Origin of the sequence: Hymenobacter gummosus, assembly GCF_003970915.1 — a bacterium.
Lineage (GTDB): Bacteria > Bacteroidota > Bacteroidia > Cytophagales > Hymenobacteraceae > Solirubrum > Solirubrum gummosum.
The window spans coordinates 228489-249377 of record NZ_RXOF01000003.1 but is presented as its reverse complement, the minus strand read 5'-3'; the positions used below and the strand labels follow the sequence as shown (position 1 = coordinate 249377).

General features: G+C 68.3%; 13 protein-coding genes. 6 read left to right on the top strand and 7 right to left on the bottom strand.

Translation table 11 applies throughout. From position 1 onward, the window contains the following. Positions 1-368 precede the first annotated feature (368 nt). Together EJV47_RS07185 and EJV47_RS07180 are read left to right on the top strand one after the other, a co-directional pair. Positions 369-737: a copper resistance protein NlpE N-terminal domain-containing protein gene (locus EJV47_RS07185; protein ID WP_126692468.1), complete on the top strand. Its 369-nt coding sequence runs from the start codon at positions 369-371 to the stop codon at positions 735-737. Between the two features lie 52 nt (positions 738-789). Continuing rightward, entirely contained in the window at positions 790-1734 is a 945-nt protein-coding gene (locus tag EJV47_RS07180) for an N-acetylornithine carbamoyltransferase (protein WP_126692467.1), read from the top strand. A gap of 244 nt (positions 1735-1978) precedes the next feature. On the opposite strand, the gene EJV47_RS07175 is transcribed toward EJV47_RS07180, so the two are convergent. Then, complete coding sequence (locus EJV47_RS07175) at positions 1979-3220, bottom strand: aminotransferase class V-fold PLP-dependent enzyme (protein ID WP_126692466.1); 1242 nt, start codon at positions 3218-3220, stop codon at positions 1979-1981. Positions 3221-3437: 217 nt separating this feature from the next. Between EJV47_RS07175 and EJV47_RS07170 the strand changes: the two genes are divergently transcribed. After that, positions 3438-4568, top strand: coding sequence for a putative sensor domain DACNV-containing protein (locus tag EJV47_RS07170; protein WP_126692465.1), 1131 nt, complete (start codon positions 3438-3440; stop codon positions 4566-4568). A gap of 103 nt (positions 4569-4671) precedes the next feature. Here the strand turns inward: EJV47_RS07170 and EJV47_RS07165 are convergent, their stop codons facing one another. Together EJV47_RS07165 and EJV47_RS07160 are read right to left on the bottom strand one after the other, a co-directional pair. Then, entirely contained in the window at positions 4672-7494 is a 2823-nt protein-coding gene (locus tag EJV47_RS07165; protein ID WP_165903654.1) for a T9SS type B sorting domain-containing protein, read from the bottom strand. Between the two features lie 127 nt (positions 7495-7621). Then, the gene (locus tag EJV47_RS07160; RefSeq protein WP_126692463.1) at positions 7622-8410 is read right to left on the bottom strand and encodes an oxygenase MpaB family protein; all 789 of its coding nucleotides are present in this window, start codon (positions 8408-8410) and stop codon (positions 7622-7624) included. A 114-nt stretch (positions 8411-8524) separates the two neighbouring features. On the opposite strand from EJV47_RS07160, the gene EJV47_RS07155 reads away from it, so the two are divergent. After that, positions 8525-8944 carry a ribosomal maturation YjgA family protein gene (locus EJV47_RS07155; protein WP_126692462.1) on the top strand — a complete coding sequence of 140 codons (420 nt, stop codon included), beginning with the start codon at positions 8525-8527 and terminating at the stop codon, positions 8942-8944. An 85-nt stretch (positions 8945-9029) separates the two neighbouring features. On the opposite strand, the gene EJV47_RS07150 is transcribed toward EJV47_RS07155, so the two are convergent. The 4 genes from EJV47_RS07150 to EJV47_RS07135 all read right to left on the bottom strand — a co-directional run bounded on the left by EJV47_RS07150 (position 9030) and on the right by EJV47_RS07135 (position 19204). Then, complete coding sequence (locus tag EJV47_RS07150; protein ID WP_126692461.1) at positions 9030-10808, bottom strand: chloride channel protein; 1779 nt, start codon at positions 10806-10808, stop codon at positions 9030-9032. A 183-nt stretch (positions 10809-10991) separates the two neighbouring features. Continuing rightward, on the bottom strand, positions 10992-14225 hold the full coding sequence (locus EJV47_RS07145; RefSeq protein WP_126692460.1) for a tail fiber domain-containing protein: 3234 nt from the start codon (positions 14223-14225) through the stop codon (positions 10992-10994). A gap of 193 nt (positions 14226-14418) precedes the next feature. Beyond that, complete coding sequence (locus EJV47_RS07140; protein WP_126692459.1) at positions 14419-17781, bottom strand: tail fiber domain-containing protein; 3363 nt, start codon at positions 17779-17781, stop codon at positions 14419-14421. Positions 17782-18004: 223 nt separating this feature from the next. Continuing rightward, on the bottom strand, positions 18005-19204 hold the full coding sequence (locus EJV47_RS07135) for a T9SS type A sorting domain-containing protein (protein ID WP_126692458.1): 1200 nt from the start codon (positions 19202-19204) through the stop codon (positions 18005-18007). A gap of 168 nt (positions 19205-19372) precedes the next feature. Here EJV47_RS07135 and EJV47_RS07130 point away from each other — a divergent pair, with 168 nt between their 5' ends. Next, positions 19373-20008: a response regulator transcription factor gene (locus EJV47_RS07130; RefSeq protein WP_126692457.1), complete on the top strand. Its 636-nt coding sequence runs from the start codon at positions 19373-19375 to the stop codon at positions 20006-20008. A 105-nt stretch (positions 20009-20113) separates the two neighbouring features. Beyond that, positions 20114-20809, top strand: a complete 696-nt coding sequence (locus tag EJV47_RS07125) for a GDSL-type esterase/lipase family protein (RefSeq protein ID WP_126692456.1) — start codon at positions 20114-20116, stop codon at positions 20807-20809. Positions 20810-20889: the final 80 nt, after the last annotated feature.

The following is a 20889-nucleotide window of genomic DNA, read 5'->3' as shown; positions in this document are numbered from 1 at the left end:
TTCGCCCTACCGCACGGTTATTCCACCTCACCACACGGCTGCCTCCTGAAAAGGTGAAGCCCTGACTGGTGACACAGCCAGGGCTTCGAAGAAGAAGGTGTTGGAGCACCTAACTTCTCGGTCCAATGAGTAGAAAGCGTGCATCGAAGGTAAGACGTAACGTCCGCCTTCGCAAACCTATACCAACGCAGCCCGAAAATGGTTTCCGTTGGTGGTGGCTGGTTCAGGAGCTGGTCAAGGCGGTACTAACCGCCGTGGCCCGGCACTGGATCGGCTAACCGGGGTTGGCAAGGAGCGGAGCCAGCCAGCTCCGCTCCTTGTTTTGGCCTTACCGCTTCGTTGTCCTCAATGCCGTTAACAACTTTCATATGAAACTACTTATCTGCTCTGCGCTAGCAGCGACTTTGCTTCTAGCCGCAGACCCTGCTCAGGTATATGAAGGAGGCCGACCGCGCTATTCTGGAATTACGCTTACTCTTCATTCGGATTCAACCTTTGCCTATTCTTCCTGGTACCATCATAGCAGAGGCGTGCTGAAGGATAAGGGCACTTGGCAACGAAAGGGAAACTACCTGGTGCTGAATTCGCGCCGCAGAAAGCCAAAAGGCTTTTTTTACAAAGAATATTTTAGAGTGAAAGGCGACACGCTTAAGCTTTACTCGAAAGAAGATTCAATCAAGGATTACGACTTCTACAGGCGTTACAAAACCCTTATTCTCCAGCGGAAACCTGATTAGTACCTCAACCCTCGCAACGAAACGCGAAGTGAAACTTCGCGCTACAACACCCATGAAAAAATTCACCTCGTTCGCCGACGTACCCGACTACCGCGCCCTGCTGCAACAGGCGCTGGAGATTAAGCAGAACCCCTTCGGCTACCAGCACCTGGGCCGCAACAAGACCGTCGGGCTGATTTTCTTCAACCCCAGCCTGCGCACCCGGCTTAGCTCCATCAAGGCGGCCTACAACCTTGGCGCGCAAGCCTGGGTGCTCAACGCCGGCGCCGACTCCTGGACCCTGGAAATGGCCGACGGCGCGGTGATGAACGGCAGCACGCAGGAGCACATCAAGGAAGCCATTGCCGTGATGAGCCAGTACTGCGACGTGCTGGGTGTGCGTACCTTTCCCGGCCTCAAGGACCGCGACGAGGACTACAACGAGGTGGTCTTCAACAAGATTCTGCAGTACGCCACCGTGCCCGTCATCAGCTTGGAAAGCGCCACCCTGCACCCGCTGCAAAGCTTCGCCGACCTCATCACCGTGGCCGAGACCAAGCAGACCGAGCGCGTGAAAGTAGTGCTGACCTGGGCCCCGCACGTGCGCGCCCTACCGCAGTGCGTGCCCAACTCCTTCGCCGACTGGTTTTCGGAAGTCGACTGGGTGGACTTCGTTATCACCCACCCCGAGGGCTACGAGCTGGCCGAGCAGTTCACCAAGGGTGCCCGCATCGGGTACGACCAGGCCAAGGCCCTGGAAGGCGCCGACTACGTGTACGCCAAGAACTGGAGTAGCTACCGCAACTACGGGCAGGTCATCACCCAGGACCCGAGCTGGATGGTGGACGCCCGCCACATGGCCCTGACCAACAACGGCAAGTTCATCCACTGCCTGCCGGTGCGCCGCAACGTGGAAGTCGGCGACGCGGTGCTGGACTCGCCCAACTCCCTGGTGATTCAGGAGGCCGGCAACCGCGTGTTTTCCATGCAAACGGTGCTGCACGAGATGCTGAAGTAGCTTCGGGCAAACGTGAACACAGAACGGGGAAAGTAGAACGTCATCCTGAGGCGCAGCCGAAGGACCTTCCTCCAACCCTGCACCAACTGAAAAGCGCAGCCACCAACGCTCATGCATTTGGGCCGCGGTGGCTGCGCCTTGTTTCAGCCAAACGTCAAAAGCGCCGGCGCTTCGTCGGTAGCGGCGGTGCGGGGTGTGAGGCAGGTCCTGCGCGTTGCTCAGGATGACGTTCTGCTTTGTCCACTTATCCCAACGCCCGCACGGCGGCAAGGGCCCGGTCTACTTCCTCCTCGGTGTAGATGATGCCGGGCGTGAAGCGCACGTACTGGTAATCGTGGTAGGGCGCCTTGGTGGCAATAATCTTCTGCTCCTTCAGCTTCTCGATGACCGCGTCGGGGCCGAGGCCACGCACTTCGAATGACACGATGCCGGAAGACAACTCGTCGGCCAGGGGCGTGTGCAGGGTCACGTGGGGCATGGCGGCCAAGCCTTCCTTGCACTGACGGGCCAGCTGGTGCACCCGCTCACATACCCGCTCGCGGCCCAGGCTTTCCATCCACTCAAAGGCGGCGGTGAGGGCCCAGCGGTGCTCCAGGGAATGAAAGCCGCCGGGCGTCATCTGCTTGCCGTCCATGCGGGTGGGCCGCCGGGCATCCTCGATGATGAGGTCCATGGCCTCGGTGTAGCTGGGGATAATGGGCGTCACGCGCTGCCAGGCGGCGTGGGTGGCAGCTACCAGCCCGGTGCCGCGCGGGCCATACAGCCACTTGTGGCCGCTGGTGACGAAAAAGTCGCAGCCCAGCTCGGGAAACGTTTCCCGCTCGATGCCGAAGCCGTGCACCCCGTCGACGAGCAGCAGCACGCGGTCGGGCTCGTCGCGCCGGCGGTTCACCTCCTGCAGGGCCTGGGCAATGCGGGCCACGGGCGTCTTGAGGCCGGTGCTGGAGTGCACCCAGGTCAGGCCCAGCACGCGGGTGGCGGGGCGCACTTCGCGTAGAAGGCGCTCTACCATCTCGTCTTCCGTCGCGTGGTTGAGCCGCTCGTACATGCGCACCTTGCGAAAGGTGGCGCCGGTGCGCTGGGTGGCCTGCCGGATGGATTCATGCTGGGAATAATGGTCGTGGACGGTGGTCAGGACTTCCTGGCCGGGCTGCAGATTCAGGCCGGTGTAGAGGGTGCCCAGGCCCATGGTAGTGCTGTCGGTGAGGGCAATGTGGTCGGGGTTGTCGGCTTGCAGGTAACGGGCGGCGGCCCGGCGCACCTGCTGCATGGCGTCGTTTTCCAGGGCCAGGGTGTTGAGCACCGGGTTTTCGTCGAGCAGGCGGCGGTAGTGGGCCAGGGCCTCGCGCACGGGGCGCGGGTGCGAGGCAATAAACTGCGAGGCGCCGAGGTGCAGGTAGTCGGGGGCAAGGTTGAACTGGGCGCGCACGGCGTCCCAGCTCAGGGGCTTACGGGGCAGGGTGGAGGCGGGCTGCTGAAAGGTCATTTGGGCGGGAAAAGGCAAAGCGGGCTGGCGGAATAGTCCCCCAATACGCCCCGCCCAGCCCGGGCGGCGGTTCAATAAATACGGAAAATCGGCTCCGTATTATCCGGCAGGCCGGGCGGCTGAACAGTTGGCCCGCGCTGCGGTTGATGCTGCACCCCATCCACTTTATGGCCTGCTCGTCGTAGGTTGCCCGCCCGTGCTATCCGTACCCCCGCTCATGCTTTCCGAACCCACCTACCTGGCCGCCCGCATGGCGGCGCCCACCATCGAGCAGCACTTCCGCGACCACCGCCTGTTGGCCCCAGCCGCCCAACGGCCGCTGCTGGCCGCCCCGCCCGAGGCCGCCGTCATCGAGGCCGTCATCGACGTGACGTTCTGGGCCAGCTTGCGGCGCGAGGAGGGCCACCCGCCCAAAATCACCCTGGCCCTGCTGCCGCCCGAGGCGGCCCGGCAGCCGCTGGTGCTCGGGCAGCGCAAGCGCCTCACCCCGCACAGCCTGATCAAGCTGGCCCCGGCCGTGGAGCAGCCCGGCATTCACCTGGGCGTGTGGCACGACGCGGACGGCTTGTTCGTGTGGGGCACCGTCACGGAGCTGCCGCCGCTGTGCTTTGTGCTGGAGGTTATCGAGCCGGGCCTGCTGGTGGTGAAGCACCCGCGGGCCGACGGCTTCGGCAAGTTCGTGAACGTGGCCATCCTGCGCGGCGACCAGCTGCAGCTGGTCGACAACGACAACCACGGCGTGGCCGACTGCCAGGCCCTGCGCCGCTTTCTGCCCGGTGGCCTGCCCGACGCGGCCGGCGAAGCCGATGATGTGCTGGTGGAGCTGGCCGCCAGTATGCGGGCCCATGGCCGCGGCGGATTGGTACTGGTGGTGCCCCCGGCCTCGGAGCAGTGGCGGCGGTCCATCGTACAGCCCATGTCGTACCCGGTCACGCCGGCCTACAGCGGCATCAGCCAGCTGCTGGTCCGCCGTCCCGGCGGCCCCGACTGGGCGCGCGACCTGCGCCGGGCCATTGGCATCGTGGGCGGCTTCACCTCCGTCGACGGAGCCACCATCATCACCCAGGATTACCATCTGCTGGCGTTCGGGGCCAAGGTGGCGCGGGCCACGGGCAGCACGGCGGTGGAGGAAATGATGATAACTGAGCCGGTGCTGGGCAGCGCGGCCCGGCGCACCCACCCGGCCCAGAACGGCGGTACCCGCCACTTGGCCGCCGCCCAGTTCGTGCACGACCAGCGCGACGCCCTGGCCATGGTGGCCTCGCAGGACGGCTTCTTCACCATTTTCGCCTGGTCGGCGAAGTGGCAGTGCGTCCACGCCCACCGCATCGACGTGCTGCTGCTGTGAGCCGGGCAGGGCGCCGTTGGGCGATGAGGGAACGGCCCAAAAAGCCCGTCATTCCTCGACGGGCTCGGAATGACGGGCTGGGTTGCGCAACTGCCGGCCGCCGTCAGCGCACGATTTCCACCCAGCTTTTAAAGACCTGGCGGGAGTGGGCGCGGTCGGCAAACTCCACCTCGATGTGGTAGTAGTAAGTGCCGGCGGCGGCTTTGGCGCCGGTGTCGCGGCCGCCGCTTTCGGCGCTGCGGGCGCCGCCACCGTCCCAGAGCGTGAGGTCGGTGCCGGCTTTACCTTCGAAGACCTGGGCGCCCCAACGGTTAAAGATTTTGACCCGCGCCCCCACTACCGGGCTGGCAAACAGCGGGCGAAAGACGTCGTTGCGCTGGTCGTTGTCGGGGGTGAAGATGTTGGGCAGCACAAACACCCGGCAGTTGTCGCCCTGCGCGATGTTGCTGGCCGCCGTCACCCCGGCCGAATCCACGGCCAGCACCCGGTAGCAGCCCGCCGCCGAGCTTAGCCCGCCGTGGCTGAAGGAAGTAGTAGCCGTGCGCCCGATTTCCTGGAAGGCCGTACTGTCGCAGGCGGGGCTGTAGAGCACGCGATACTCCACCACGCGGCCGTGGCAGCCGGTGGGCAGGCTGCTCAGCGTCCAGCTCAGGGTGTTGGTGTAAGTGAGCGGGCGGGGCAGGGGCGAGGGGTACTGCCGGGCCTGCTCGCCCAGCCGCTCGCAGTCGGGGCCCTGCAGGGTGAGCACCGGGCGGCAGAGCCGGGGCATCAGTGGCACGCACTGTTCCTGGCTCAGGTTGCGCAGGCCCACCAGCGGGGACGGGGCCGGGTAGCCGCCCTCGGTTTCCACGTAGTAGCAGTAGGTCGTGTTCAGGCGCAGGGCCGGGTCACGGTCGATGAAGCTGCCGCCCGAGGCGGTGCTGGTAGCCGTGGCGGTGAGCAGGCTGTAGGCCGGGGCACCCGCTACTTTCCGGTAGATGCGGGTGCGGCTGCCGGCATTGTCCCAGGGCACGTCGTGGCGCCAGCGCACCTCGATGGTCGAGGTCGGGCCCGGATTCGGAATTATCTCCGTCCGCACGCTGCTGGCCGGGCCGGCCGATTCCACCGTCTCGGGGGCACCAGGCGCGGGGGTGAAGAAGAAATCCAGGCGGTACGTGTAAGCGTGGTCGAGGGTATTCAGCCCGGGGTCGACGTGCACCGTGTCGTCGAGGTTAGTGAAGGTGCGCACCGGGGTGTACGTAGTCGGGGGCAGACCCACGCCGCGCGACAGGCGGTAGCCCGCCGGGGCCGGGAAGGCCGCCGCCGGGGCCGGCTTGGTCCAGCGCACCGTAATCTGCCCGTTCACGGCGTCGGTGCGGTCCACGGTGACGTTGGTAAACTGCATGGAGCGGCCGGGCACGGGCAGGCAGGCTTCCTGCGAGGCAATGCTGGCCCCGCCGGCCGGCCGCGGAAACTCGGCGTAGATGCGGTAGCAGTAGGTTTGGCCGCGCGCCAGGCCCCGGCCGCCGTTGTCGTCGAGGAAGGTGGCCAGGTTGGCGGCCACGGCGCCCACCTGGGTGTAGCCGGCGCGGGCCGGAATGCCGGTTTCGCAGTCGCCGGGGCGCCAGGCGGAGCTGCTCACTTTGCGGTAAATCAGGATGCGGGTGGCGTTCTGGCAGAAGTACCGGTCCCAGGTCAGCTGCACCCGGTTGCCGGCCTGCAGCCGCGCCTGCAGGTTGGTCGGCGGCGGGCCCACCACCGTCACCAGCCAGGGCCGGATGTCGACCAGGCTCACGCCCGCCGCGGGCTGGTCCTCGGCCCGGAACACGATGATGTGCGGGTCGGAGGCCACGTCGGTGCAGCTGGTGCTCCAGCTGAAGCGCCCCGCGGCCCGGCCCGGCTGGTTGAGCGTTTGCACGAAGGTAGCCGGGGGCAGCACCCCGCCGAAGGCCGTCAGCCGGATGTTGTGGTTGTCGGGGTCGGTGGCGCGCACGTTGCGCACCAGGCTGGTACCGGCCACCACGCAGGTGTCGCGCGGGATGAGCACGGTGGGCCGGGTGTTGTTGGTGGCGGCCACGGTTATCTGCATGTCGCGGATGACCTCGCCCAGCTTGCGCCGCGCTCCAAAGGCGTCGCGGCGCCATTCTTCTACTTTGAACGCTACGTTGTAGTCGCCCTGCAGGTTGGGCGCATTCCACACCAGCAGGCCGTCCCGCTCGTTCAAATCGAGCCGGGCCGCCTGGCCGGGCTGCCCGACGGGCGGCCCCGGAAACGGCACCTGCACGCCGCCGGAGGCCACTTCCGGGTAGGTGTAGCCCGGCAGGTTCAGCGGGCTGGGCTGGGTGATGCCGCTGGCCGCGCGCGGCTCGTACTGGCAAATCAACAGTTTGAAGGCCAGGGAGTCGCCGTCGGCATCGGAGGCGGCCGGGTTGTGCAGAAACACCTGCCCGCTGGTGGCCCGGTCCACGGCCGGCGCGTTGAGCACCGGGGAGCGGTTCACGCCCAGCAGCGGGTCGATGGTGATTTGGGTGCCGATGTAAAAGCTGCGCGTGTTGGAGAACGGAATGTTGCGGATGGCATCGGCCCGCAGCTCGCCCACATGGCTGATAACGTAGCGCCCCGGGGCATTGTAAGTATGCTCGAAATAGTAAATGTCGCGGTAGATGTTGTTGCCGATGTTGACGTGGGAGGCGCGCGGTACCTGGGCCCGGGTATTGTCGCCGAAATAGACGTACACGTCGTCCAGCTGGTGGTTGGCCCCGCTGGTAGGGTCGTTGTAGGTCACCATCTTGCAGAACACGCGCAAGGGGTTGCGGGCGGCCGTGGTGTCGGTCTTGACCTGAATGTCACCGGCCCGGATGTGGCTGGCGCGGGCCGGCGCCAACAGCCCGAGCAGGGGCAGCAGGCCGAGCAGGAAGAATAAGCGGCGGAGTATAAGTGGGGCCATGGCAGACGGAAATGGCGAGGTGGACAACCGGTAGACCGATACTAAAGCCAAAAGGTAACGTCGGGCCGCACAAAAATCGTACTGGCCGGCCAGCGACTTGTCTATCTCGCCTGAAGGAGCCGCCGGGCTACCGCATAGGTAGATGCGCAAGCGGCGCCGGTTCCACATCCAGGGCCGCAATTTGTTGGCGAAACGCCGCGGGCAGCAGGCTGGTGCGCGCCCACTGGCTCAGGCGCAGGTGCTGCAGGTGGCGGTAGAGCCCCACCACCGGCCGCAGCACCGCGCCCCGACCCAGCCCCAGCAGCCCGCGCACCCGCTCCGGCACCACCAGGCCCTGGCCCTGGCGCAGCAGCCCGTAGCGCAGTGGCCCGAGGTGGCGGCGGTACTGCCGGTACAAATCGTGGGTGTAGCGGCTGGGCGCGGTATTGTCGGCCAAGTGCTGGCGGCGGGCCTGCTGCCACGCGGTGAGGGTAGCGGGCAGCTCCGGAATGCCCATGCGCTGGCCCACGCGCCGGAACACGTCGAACACCTCCGCCTGCTCGGCCGGCGTAAGGGGCCGCTCCAGGGCCTCGTAGGCGCGAATGGAGTAGTCGATGAGCATGAACAGCACGTCGCGGTAGGCCCAGTCGGGGATGCGCATGCCGCGCTGCTGCTCGACGGCGGCGTGGATGGCGGCAATGGTATCGATGGCCCGCTCGGCGTCGGCGCGCCCCGCAAACACGATGCGCCGGGCGTACTCCACGGTGGAAAACAGGCGGCCCAGCGGGTCGGCGGGCAGGCGGCCGGTGAAGTAGAGCCAGTCCACGGCCTTGTTGAGGGCAAACTCGGCCGCGGCCCCGGCGAAGATGAACAGCACCGTATCGGCCTTGCCCCAGATGGTGCGCACAATGGAATGCGGCGAAACGAAATACTCCATAGCGGTGTTGGTGAGCCCGCCCCGACGCGGACAGGGCTGTTGCGGCAGTAAAATTATCAAAGAACTTTGTAATGCAAAGTATGTAGTTGAAATTGCCGTGCTGATTTTACGCCCATGTTCCTTTCCTCGTCCGCCCCGTCTACCGGGGCTTTGCGCCGACGCTACGCCGCGCTGGCCCTGCTCACCGGCCTGCTCGGCCTGGCCTCGCGGCGCTTTCAGCGCGGGCTGCCCGCCTGGGTGGGCCTGTACGCCGGCGACGTGCTCTGGGCTTTGCTGGTGTTCTGGCTGGTGAGCCTGCTGGGGCCGCGCCGGGCCCTGGGGTGGCGGGCCGGTGCGGCGGCCAGTATAGCCCTGGCCGTCGAGCTGAGCCAGCTCTGGCAGGCGCCGTGGCTGCAGGCGCTGCGGGCCACCACGCTGGGCGCGCTGGTGCTGGGCCGGGGCTTTCTGTGGTCGGATTTGCTGTGCTACGCCGGGGGCGTGGGGCTGGGCGTAGGACTAGAGCGGCTGGGGCAGCGTCGCCGCACCCGGCCCTAGCGTCGCTCGTGGGTTTCCAACTCCGGAACGGATGCAGCGGACATTTGTGCCGACCGGCAGCGGCCTGAAGGCGAAACCGCGGGGCTTACTCGCTTTCCTTGATAAGCTGCTTGCGGTAGCTGGCCAGGATGGCCGACTTCAGCAGGAAGCCCACGTAGCGGCCGTTGTTGAGCACCGGCAAGGCCCACACGTTCAGCTGCTCCATGCAGCGCAGCGTGTCGAGCAGGGTATCGTCCACGTTCACGGTGGCGGGCGGCTCGCTCATCAGGTCGCGCACGCGGGTGGTGGTGTAGTGCTCCTCGTCGAAGAGGGCGTCGCGCACCTGGTCGAGGGAAATGATGCCCACCAGGGCCCCGTCCTCGTCGACCACCGGAAACAGGTTGCGGGTAGCGTGGCGGAAGATGTCGACCAGCTCGCCCAGGGTGGCCTCGGGCTGCACCGGCTCGAAGTCGGTTTCGAGCAGGCGGGCCAGATCCAGCTGGGCCAGCAGGCCCCGGTCGCGGTCCTGGTGCACGTACACGCCGCGCTGCACCAGCTTGCGGGTGTACACCGAGTAGGGCTCGAAGTAGCGGGTAATCAGGTAGGTGCAGCTGGTCACCACCATCAGGGGCACGAACAGGGCATAGCCGCCGGTAATTTCGGCAATGAGGAAGATGGCCGTGAGCGGGGCGTGCACCACGCCGGCCAGCACCCCGGCCATGCCCAGCACCACGAAGTGCACCTCCGGCACCACGAAAAAGCCGCTGATGTTGATGAGCCGGGCAATGATGAAGCCCAGCAGCGCCCCAGCAAACAGCGAGGAGCCGAACATGCCTCCGTTGCCGCCCGCCCCGATGGTGATGCAGGTGGCAAACACCTTCAGCAGCATCGTGAGAAAGGCCACCGAGAGCAGAATCCACACGTTCTCGTCGCGGTACACCGAGAAGATACTCGCGTCGAGCAGGTGCTGGGGCTCCCCGCTGAGCAGGTGCTGCACGATGTTGTAGCCCTCGCCGTAGAGCGGGGGAAAGATGAACACCAGCACGCCCAGCCCCACGCCGCCCACTGCCACCTTGCGGAAGGTGCCGCGCCACCGCTCAAACACCTTGTCGGCCGCGAAGTAGACCCGAATCATGTAGACCGACAACAGGGCCGCGCCCAAACCCAGCACCAGGTAGAACGGGATGGTATCGAGCGACCAGCTGGTGGTGATGAGCACGAAGGGCTGGCCCGCAAACAAGAGCTTGGACACCACCGTGGCCGTGGCCGAGGAAATCAGCAGCGGGATGAAAAACGGGGCCGACAGCTCGCTCAGCACCACTTCCACCGCGAACAGCACCCCGGCAATGGGCGAGTTGAAGATGGCCGCCACGCCCGCCGCCGCCCCGCAGCCCACCAGCAGCCGCCTTTCGCGCCGGCTCACGCGCAGGATGCGGGCCAGGTTGGAGCCGATGGCCGAGCCGGTGACCGAAATCGGGGCTTCCAGACCGGCCGAGCCGCCGAACGTCACCGTCAGCAAGGAGCTGATCCACTGCGAGTACAGCTTGGAGCGCGGCACGATGCTGCCCTGCCGGGCCACCGAGTAGATGATGGGCCCGATGCCGCGGCCCAGGTTGCCACCCAGCGCGTAGCGGGCAAACAACACCGTCAGGCCGATGCCGATGATGGGGTAGAGGAAGAGGGCAAAAACGCGGTTTTGCTCGGGCACCCAGCCATAGAGCAGCTCCTGGCCCCAGTGCACCGCGTTTTTGAGCAGCACCGCCGCCAGGCCCGCAAACAGCCCCACCAGCACGCTTACCAGGATGAGGTACACCCGGTCGCTGACGTGGCGCAGGCGCCAGAGCAGCAGGGGGCTCAGCAGGCGGTGAATAATGCTCTTGGACATGCGGGGCGGCAAAGCGGCCGGCGGGGTGGAACGGAAAGCCGCGCTGCTAACGCCGCCGGGCTGCCTGCATGATACGGGGAAATGCGGAAATGGTGAAATCAGCCGGGGCGGCAGCCGCCACAACGACGGCGGCGCCGGCTCGTAACGGAGCCGGCGCCGCCGGGAAGGAGCGCGGGAAAGAGGTTAGCGGCCGTCGGCGCGGGCCCCGAGCAGGGCTTCCAGGGCCTTGAGGCGCTGGGCCAGCTCGGCCGTCTGCGCGGCCTGCGTCTGCAGCGTCGCCTGCTGCTGGTCGAGGCGGCCGCTCTGGGCCTGGTTCTGCTGCTGGAGCCGGGCGTTCTGCTGCTGCAGCTCCTGCACCTGCCGGGCCAGCTCCTGCGTGGCCGACACATTGAGCATGGCCAGCGCCTCGTAGTCGACGGAGCGCACGTCGGGGTGCTCCAGGCCGAAGACGAACACCGACTGCCCCGCCAGCTGCCGCGCCCCGCGCAGCACCAGCTGCTGGCCGCTGGCCGCCTTTACGGTACCGATAACCTCGCCCGTCTTGCCGATGAGCTTCACGCGCTGGCCGGCTTTGGGGGCCGTGGCCGGGGTGGCGGGCAGGGTCAGCACCAGCAGCGAATCGGCCTGCAGCTCGGCCTGCGTGGCCAGGGCGTACACGTCGGGCAGAAAGCCCACCTGCTGGTTAACCGCCTGCGGGAATACCTGCTCGACTTCCTGGGCAATGACCTTCTTGAAGCGCCGCTGGCCGTACTGCACCCGGTCGCGCATCTGGTAGTCGGTGATGCGCAGCTGCCGGAGCAGGGCCAGGTCGGCCGCTTTGTCCGACAGGCCGATGATGGTTTTGAGGCGGCGGTCGGAGTTGGCGTTGAACTCGGTGGCCAGGATGCGGTGGCTGGCCCGGATGCTGATGGGACCGGTGCTGGTGGCGTTGCCGCCCGCCCCGCCGGTGTTGAGGTAACCGTAGGTGAAGTTGCCGGGCGTCACCGAGCCGTTCACGTCGAGCGGGTAGGCCGGGCTGCTGGTGCCGATGCCCACGTAGCCGCCCCCGTCGGCAATGATGGTGCTGCCGCGCAGGTAGTTTTTGTTGTCGCCGGGGTAGTTGAACCAGGTGTCGCTGCCGCCCGCGCCGGGCAGGCGTACCGAGCCGGTCGGTATGTCGAATTTGGCCACCGGGCTGCTCGTGCCCAGGCCCAGGCTGCCCCCGCCGGTCAGCACCATCTGCACGGCGCCGCCGCCGCTGTTGAACTGCCCGTCGTTGTGCCCACCGCCCTTAAACCAGGCAAACGCGTCGCCGGTGCGGAAATACTGCGTGCCGCCCTGCACCCCGATGGTGTAGTCGCCGTTGAACAGGTTCACCTTCGAGCTGGTGGTGGCAGGGAACTGAAGAGCCTGCGTGGCCTGGTGGTTGCCCAGGTTGTCGCCGGGCACGTTCTGGAAGTTGGCGCCATTGAGCACCGGGGCCGGTACGCCCGGGGCCGGCGTAATAGTGACGTAGCCGTGCAGCGTCTGGTAGCCCTGCGTGTGCACCACGTTGCTGGTCTGGCCCGGCGCGGCGTAGGAGCTGCCGCCGCCGCCGCCGCTGGCGGCGCCATAGTAGCCCGCCCCGCCGCTGCCGCCACCGTAGTAGCCGCCGCCGCCGCCGCCGCTCACCGCGTCGTATAAACTGACGGGGCTGCCGCCTATGGCTCCCGCGCCGCTGTTGCCGGGCGTGTAGTAGAGCCCCGCATTCGCGCCGCCCGCCCCCGGACCGGTGCCCGTGCCGCCCTGGCCGCCGGCCGCCCCCGCGCCCGCGCCCCCCACGGTGCCCCCGCCAGGGCCCCCCGGACTGCCCGTGCCCCAGCCCGGACCGTAACGGCCCGGCTGCCCGGCGGCGCCCCCGCCGCCCGCTACCAGCACGCGCGTGCCGCCAATGGAAATGTCGGTGCCGCCTCCACCGCCGCCGTTGTTGTTGTTGTTGCCACCGTAGTTGCCGTTGCCGCCCACGTAGATGGTTAGCTCCTGGCCGGGCGTCACCGTCAGCGTGGCCTGCACGCGGCCGCCCCGCCCACCTTCCTGGAAGGTGCCCCCCACGATGTTGGTCGAGCCGGCGCCACCCGCCAGGTCAACGGCCAGCTTCGTCACCCCGAGCGGTACGCGGTAGGTTTGCGGGCCACCCGTAAAGTTGAACGTCGTGCTGGGGATGGTATTGGCGTTGGAAACGCTCAGGTAGCTGATCCAGCGCGTGCCGTCCCACTGGTTCAGCGCGCCCGTGCTGGTGTTGTACACCAGCAGGCCGGGAGCGGGCGTCGGAATGGCGTCGCGCTGCGCTTCACTCAGCCGCGGCGGCAGCAGGCCCTTGCTGGTGCTGTTCACGTCCAGCGCCGCCGAGGCGGCCGCCGCCCCGCCGATGCCCACGTTGCCCGCGTTGGTGATGCTCAGGCCCGCCGCCCCGCCGTTGCCGACGAGCAGCTTATCGGCCAGGTTCAGGTTCTGGGTGGCGGTGTGGTTGCCCAGGTTGTCGCCCCCGGTGGTAGCCGTGGTCTGCTTCGAGCCGTCGGGGAAGATGAGGCCGTTGCCGGTGCCGCTGATTTTCACGTTGCCCGCCACGTCCAGCTTCTCGGTGGGCGTGAGCGTGCCGATGCCCACGCCGCCCGTGCCCTTGGGCATCAGGTTCAGGTACTGGTTGGCGTTGGAGCCGCTGGCGTAGAGCGAGTTGAAGCCAATGCCCACGCCCTGCGTCCCGTTGGAGTGCCGGAACTCCACCCCGCCGCTGGCCTCGCCGAAGTCCCCCGTCGCGTACAACGCCCGGCCGGTGGCATGGGTGCCCGTGCGGGAGCCCAGCGCCAGGTCCAGGCGGTTTGCGGGAGCCGTCAGGCCCCCCAGGCCCAGGTTGCCCGCGTCGTTGAGAATCATCTGCAGGCTGCCGCCCTGGCCGGCGTCGTTCTGGGTGGCCGAGTACACGCCGCGCCGGTACCACACGAAATTGTCGCCGGAGCGGAAGGCCAGCGTGCCGGGCTGAATGCCGATGCCGTAGTCGGCGTTCCACAGGTTCAGCTGCTGGCCCAGGAAGGTGCCGAAGCTGATGGCGTTGCCGTTCATGTTCAGCCCCTGGCTGGCGGTGTGGCTGCCCAGGTTGTCGCCGGCGGGGGCGGGGTTGAGGTAGGTCCAGCTGGTGCCGGTGTAGTACCAGAAGCCCAGCTGCAGGCCGTCGGTTTGGTACACGAGCAGGCCCCGGGCCGGGCTACTGATGGCCGTGCGCTCGGCGGCCGTCATGCGCGGGGCCAGGAAGCCTTTGGTGGTGGAGCTCAGGTCCAGCAGGGCCGAGGCCGCCGGCGCGGTCGTGCCGATGCCCACCGCGTTGGGGGTTTGGGCCCGCGCGGCCAGGCTCAGCCCCAGGGCCGCCGCCAGCGGTAACGTGAAGCGTAGGAGTCGTTGCATATTGGTGGAGAGAGGCGGAGTTCATGCGGCGTAGGTCGAGCCCACTCCGATGCTGCAAACTTCCTCCCGGCAAAGTCCAACGGCAATTTTTGCGTGTACCGCAAATGGGGGTAGCGGCCCCAAAACGACGCCACGGCGGCCCCGGCCCCCTGCCGAAACCGCCGTGGCGTAGAAAGGGAAAGAGCAGACCGGCCTAGCGGGCGTCGGCCTTGGCTCCGAGCAGGTTCTCCAGGGCCTTGAGGCGCTGGGCCAGCTCGGTGGTCTGGGCGGCCTGGGTTTGCAATTCGTGCACGCTGGTTTGCAGCCGCGTCAGCTGCGTGCCCTGGGCCTGGTTCTGCTGGCGCAGCTGGGCATTCTGCTTTTCGAGTTCGGCTACCTTGCGGGCCAGCTCCTGGGTGGCCGACACGTTCAGCATGGCCAGCGCCTCGTAGTCGACGGAGCGCACATCCGGGTGCTCCAGGCCGAAGACGAACACCGCCTGCCCGGCCAGCTGCCGCACCCCGCGCACGACCAGCGTCTTGCCGCTGACCGCCTGTACGGTACCAATAACCTCACCCGCCGGGCCGATGAGCTTGACGCGCTGCCCGGCCTGGGCCGTGGGGGCGGCGGGCAGGGTCAGGCGCAGCAGGGAGTCGCCCTCGGCCGCGGCCGCCGTGGCGGGGGCGTAGATATCGGGCACAAAGCCGCGGTGCTGGCTCACGGCCTGCGGAAACACTTCCTCCACTTCCTGGGCAATGACTTTCTTGAAGCGGCGGTCCTGGTACTCGGCCCGGTCGCGCATGGTGTAGTCGGTGATGCGGATGCGCTGGAGCAGGGCCAGGTCGGCGGCGCGGTCGGAGAGGCCGATGATGTTCTTCAGGCGGCGGTCGGAGGTGGCGTTGAACTCCGCGGCCACCACCCGGCCGGCGGCCCAGATGCTCACGTTGCTGCCGGTGCCGTTGTTGGCCACGCCGTTGAACACGCCCCCGTTGTAGGCGTAGTAGGCGTAGTTGTAGTTGCCGATGCTGCCCACGCCGCTGACTTCCAGCTTGGCCGAGGGGTTGGTGGTGCCGATGCCGATGTTGCCCGAGCCGCGCGCAATGGTCAGGTAGTTCGTCCCGCCGAAGGCGTTGCCGTCCGAGATTTTAATTTTGTTGCCGTCGGCCCGGTGCTGGCCGAAGGAAAACCAGTTGTTGCTCGGGTCGTGCATCACCACGTAGGCGTCGGCGTCGTCGCGGCGGATTTCCAGCGGGCCGTTGGGGGTAGTCATGCCTGGGCCGATGCCCACGAAGCCGTTGGCGGCCCAGCTCAGGGCCGTGCTCTGGGTGCCGCTCTGGTTGGCGCCCAGGCGGCCGCCGTCGAAGCCGAAGAGCACCGGGCCGTTCACGTTGCCGCCGCTCCAGGTTTTGCTGCCGCCGTAGTAGCCCAGGCCGTGGTTGCCGTCGGTGGGGGCGCTCAGGCGCAAGTCGTTCTGGTTCAGGCCCACGCTGCCGCCCACGCTGGTAGTGCCGTTCAGGGTAGTAGGGCCCGCCAGGGTGGTCGCGCCGTTGAGGTTCGTGGTGCCCGTCACGTCGAGGGTGGCGGCGGGGGTGTTGGTGCCCAGGCCCAGGCGGTTGGCAGTGTTGTCCCAGAAGAGCTTAGTGGCGTTGCCGTTCAGCTTGCCGCTCGTCGCGAAGAGCACCGCGCCGTCGGTCTGGGGTATGGTGGAGTTGCTCAGATCCAGCACGGGCTGGTCGGCGGTGCGCACGGTCGTTATTTGCACGTAGCCGTTGCCGGTCTGGGTGCCCTGGTCGTGTAGTACATTGGTGGCCAGGGTAGGGTGCGTGTAGGAGCTGCCGCCCCCGCCGCCGGCCAGCGGATTGGCGCCGCCCCCGCCGTAGTACCCGTCGCCGCCGCGCCCGCCATACCAGTACGTGTTGCCGAAGCCCGTCATGGAATACGAAGTGCCGCCTTCGCCGCCGCGCCCGAAGGAGCCCGGTTGCGCTGGCTGGGTGATGTCGCCGTAGGTGCGGCGGATAACGGCGCCGCCGGCCGACTGGGTGCCGCCGTAGGCTCCCTCGTTGCCCGAAGGCGTGGAGATGTTGGGCGCCTGGCCCCCCACCAGGCCCCCACCCGGCCCGCCGTGGGCCGTGGGCGGCGTGCCGCCCCAGCTGGCGGTGGCCCGCCCGGCCGAGCCCCCGCCGCCAGCTACGGCCACCAGGGTCCACTGGCTGGTGCCAGGGTTGTAGACTGATACGGTACTCGCCCCGCTGATGCTGCCGGTAGTGCCGGAGAGGGTCTGGCCGGGCACTACCGTAAGGGTGGCGCGTACCCGGCCGCCCTTGCCGCCCACCGAGTAAATGGTATTCCCGTTGGGGTTGGGCGTGGAAGCCGAGCTGCCCTGGCTCCCGGCCAGGTCGATCTGCACGCTGGTCACGCCCGGCGGCACGGTCCAGGTGCCCTGGTTTCCGTCCGTCAGGTTGAGGCCGGCGGGCTGGGCCGAGGCCACGGTTTCGGTCCAGTACGTGCCGTCGTAAAAATTCAGGTGATTGGTGCTGGTGTTGTAAATCACCAGGCCTGCGGCGGGGCTGGCAATGGCGTCGCGCTGGGCCTGCGTCATGCGCGGGGGCAAAAAGCCCTTGGCCGTCGAGGTCACGTCCAGCAGGGCCGACGCCGCCGGCGTGGTGGTGCCGATGCCCACGCTGCCGCCGCTGCTGATGGCCAGGCCCTGGGTGCCGCCGTTGCCTACCAGCTGCTTGTCGGCCAGGTTCAGGTTCTGGGTGGCCGTGTGGTTGCCCAGGTTGTCGCCCCCGGTGGGCAGGGTCGCCGAGCTGAGGTTGCCCGCGGCGTCGGTCACCACCATGCGCGTGCCGGTGCCGCCCAGGCTTTCCAGGCGCACGTTGGGGGTGCCCGCCGCGCCCACCACGTGCAGGCGGGCTTGCGGGTTGTCGGTGCCCACGCCCACGTTGCCGGTGCTGCCCTGCACGCCCAGGTGCACCACGCCCCCGCCGCCGCCCAGGTTGTTTTCCCGGAACATGCGCAGGGTCCCGTTCAGGTTATCCAGGTTCCAGGTGAGGTTGGCCAGCGGGTCGGCCCCGTCCTGCGGGCCCAGCGTCAGGCGCCCGCGCAGCACCGCCGGCCCGCCCACGTCCAGGGGCCGCTGGGGGGCCGCCACGCCCACGCCCACGTTGCCCTGGTTATCCACGCGCAGGCCATTGGCCGTGCCGGGGGCGTTGGAGAGCCAGTTGCCGTTCAGCCCCAGGTTGGTCGTGGCCAGGTGGCTGCCCAGGTTGTCGCCGGCGGGCGTGGGGTTGAGGTAGGTCCAGGCCGCGCCGGTGTAGTACCAGAAGCCCAGCTGCAGGCCGTCGGTTTGGTACACGAGCAGGCCCCGGGCCGGGCTACTGATGGCCGTGCGCTCGGCGGCCGTCATGCGCGGGGCCAGGAAGCCTTTGGTGGTGGAGCTCAGGTCCAGCAGGGCCGAGGCCGCCGGCGCGGTCGTGCCGATGCCCACCGCGTTGGGGGTTTGGGCCCGCGCGGCCAGGCTCAGCCCCAGGGCAGCCGCCAGCAGCGGCACAGAGCGGCGTAACAGTTGTTGCATACGGTTGGGGGAGGGAGTGAAGGCGTGGAGCCGGCCGGGACAGGCCCCGCACCGATACCGCAAACTTCCTCTAGGCAAAGTCCAAAGGCAATTTTTTCGTGTACCGCAAATGGGGGTATCCCGAAGGAAACCAGGTGGCCGGATACACCGGCGGCCCGGCCCGAAAAAGCCCCGCCGGAAACCATCCGGCGGGGCTCAGGGGGGCAAACGGCGGGCAAACCGGCTACTCGCGCAGCAGCTTCGAGCTGACCCGGTGCGCGCCCTGCCGTACCGTAAGCGTGTACACGCCGGCCGGCAACTGCTGCGTCGCCGTGGCCGGCAGCGTGGCCCCGCCGCCCAGCAGCGGCAGCTGCTCTTGCAGCACCGCGCGGCCCAGCGCGTCGGCCACGGTCAGCTGCACCGGCTGCGTGGGCTGGGCGCCTGGCAAAGCCAGCCGCAGGGGCTGCCCGGCCGCCAGCGGGTTGGGCCAGGCCTGCCACTGCGCCGCCAGGGCCGACGACGCCTGCACGGCCAGCACGTTGCTTTCGGTGGAGTAGTCCACGTAATTCGGCGCGGTGTACTGCCGGGTGGGGTAGAACAGCTCCAGCAGCGGCTGCGAGGCGCCCGTGCGCCAGAAATGGTCGTAGTACGTGACGGTGACGGCGCCCTGCGTGATGCCAAAGGCCGCCAGCAGCGTGGCCGGGGCCGGCTGCCCGTTCAGGTACACGCTGTCCTGCCGCACCACGCGGCTGCGCACCAGCAGCGCCGGCAGCGCATCGGAGCCCGTGGGGCGGCCGGCCACCGGGATGCGCACCGTGCCCCAGCCCGCCACCGAGTCGACGTAGGTGTAGCGCTGCACGATGCGGAACGGCGCCCGGCTCAGGCCCGCCGCCGCGGCCGTGATGGTGCCCGCCACCCCGAAGCGGAAGGCCGACTGGCTGCGTCCGCCCGCGGTGAAAGGCAGCGGGAAGTCCACGATGCCGCCGGGGCCGCTGCCGTACAGGGCCGTCTGCCGGTTAATCACCAGCGAGTCGTTGGCCCCGCCGGTGCGCTGGGCAATCGACAGAGCCTGCCGCGTGACGGTGCGGCCCAGCGACAGGCGGCCGGTGCCGGCCAGGGCGTAGTAGCCGGTGTACGCGTAGGCAATGGTGCCGAACACGGCCTGCTTGGCCCGCGTCCACTGGGCGCCGGTGATGCCGCTGTTGGGCGGCACCGACAAATTCAGGGTGGTGTAGGCCGAGCCGCTGGGCGTCAGCGTGCGGTAGTCCCAACTCTGGCCTGCGCCGGTGGTCGGGCTGCTCACGCCCGCGGTGCCGGCCGGTTGGTACTGCTCCGTGGAGGTGGCCGACACCGGGAAGGTGCTCTGGGTAAGCGTGATGGGCGCCTGCGCCCGGGCCGGCAGCGTCAGCAGCGCGGTGGCCAGTAGGGTAAAGGTCTGTTTCATCAGGAAAAAGAGGTTGGGAGAAGACAGCTGGCGGGGCCGCGCCGCCGGGGCGCCGACCAACGGTGCAAACTTGGCAGCCCAAAATCCCATCCGCAATCCGGCCGTGTACCGCATTTGGGGACGTCGCCGGTTTTGGTTTCGCTCCACCACCTTCCGTCCTTTGTCCTTATGAATCTCATTCGCCTGGCCCTGGTCGAAGACGACCCCGAAGTGCGCGAGCTGCTGTGCGGCTACCTCTGCCGTCAGCCCGAGCTCAGCTGCGTGCTCGTGGCCGATTCCGTCGAAGCCTTCCTGCGCGAGCTGCCCGACCTGGCCGCCGCCCCGCAGGTGGTGCTGCTCGATATTCACCTGCCCGGCATGAGCGGCCTCGACGCGCTGCCCCTCATCCGCCAGCGCCTGCCCGAGGCCGACGTGCTCATGCAAACCGTGTTCGACGACGCCGACCGCATCTACCGCGCCCTCTGCGCCGGCGCCTCCGGCTACGTGCTCAAAAACACCCCGCTGGCCGACATCAAGGCCGCCGTGCTCGAAGTCGTCAGCGGCGGGGCCCCCATGAGCCGGGCCGTGGCCCGCAAGGTGCTGGCCCACTTCAAGCCCAGCCCCAGCATGCAGTCCGATCTGCTGTCGGAGCGCGAGCGGGAAGTGGTGCAGGCCATCGTCGACGGCCTGGGCGACAAGCAGGTAGCCGCCCGCCTCGATTTGTCGGTCGAAACCGTGCGCACCTACGTCAAGCGCATCTACCGCAAGCTGCAGGTCAGCTCCCGCACCGAGCTGGTGAGCCGCGCCGCCCGCGGGCAGATCTGAGCCCGGCCCGGCCCGGGCCGGCTCGCCGCCGGGAACTGGCGCCGGCCGCGGCGCCCCGCTAACTTGCCGGCCGCGGCGCCGCGTGCCGCCCAACGACCAACCCGCATGAGCAAGCAATGCTGCGTCTGGGCCGTCCTGCTGCTGGGCCTGCTGGCCGGCCTGGCCGCCCGCACGCCCCCGCCGTCCCGCAAGGCCCTCAACGTGCTGACGCTGGGCGACAGCAACGGCATCTTTCCCCACAGCTGGCCGCAGCAGCTCGGGCGCGCCCTACCCAACACGCGGGTGTTCAACCTCAGCAAATCGGGCCGCACCATCGGCTTCGTCAACAACGGCGACAGCAGCCTCAACTCCCTGCTGGTCATCGACGACAACCTGCGCCGGGCCGCCGACTTCACCCGTGACTGGCCCTACGACTACGTGGTGCTGGCCCTGGGCACCAACGACGCCAAAGCCGTATTCGCCAACCGGCAGGCAGAGGTGCCCGCCCACCTGGAGCAGCTCGTTCGCCGCATTCAGGGCAGCCCGTACCCGGCGCTGGCCCGGGCCCGCCTCATCATCATCGCCCCGCCGCCCCAGGGCCGCCGGGCCGAAGCCACGGCCAAGTACCAGGGCGGCAACCAGCGCGTGGCGCAGCTGAGCCCGGCCTTCCGCGAAGTGGCCCAGCGCACCCACTGCCTGTTCGTCGACGGCTACCACACCCCCGGCCTCGACATCGAAACCATGAGCCCCGACGGCATCCACCTCGACGCCGCCGGCTCCCAGAAGCTCATTGCCCCCGTCGTCGCCCTGCTGCGGCAGTAAGCCCCGGCCCCCTGCCGCCCTGGGCCGCGGCAAGCCCGACCGGCCCGAGACGGGCAGCCGGTTGCCATTGTAGCCACGGC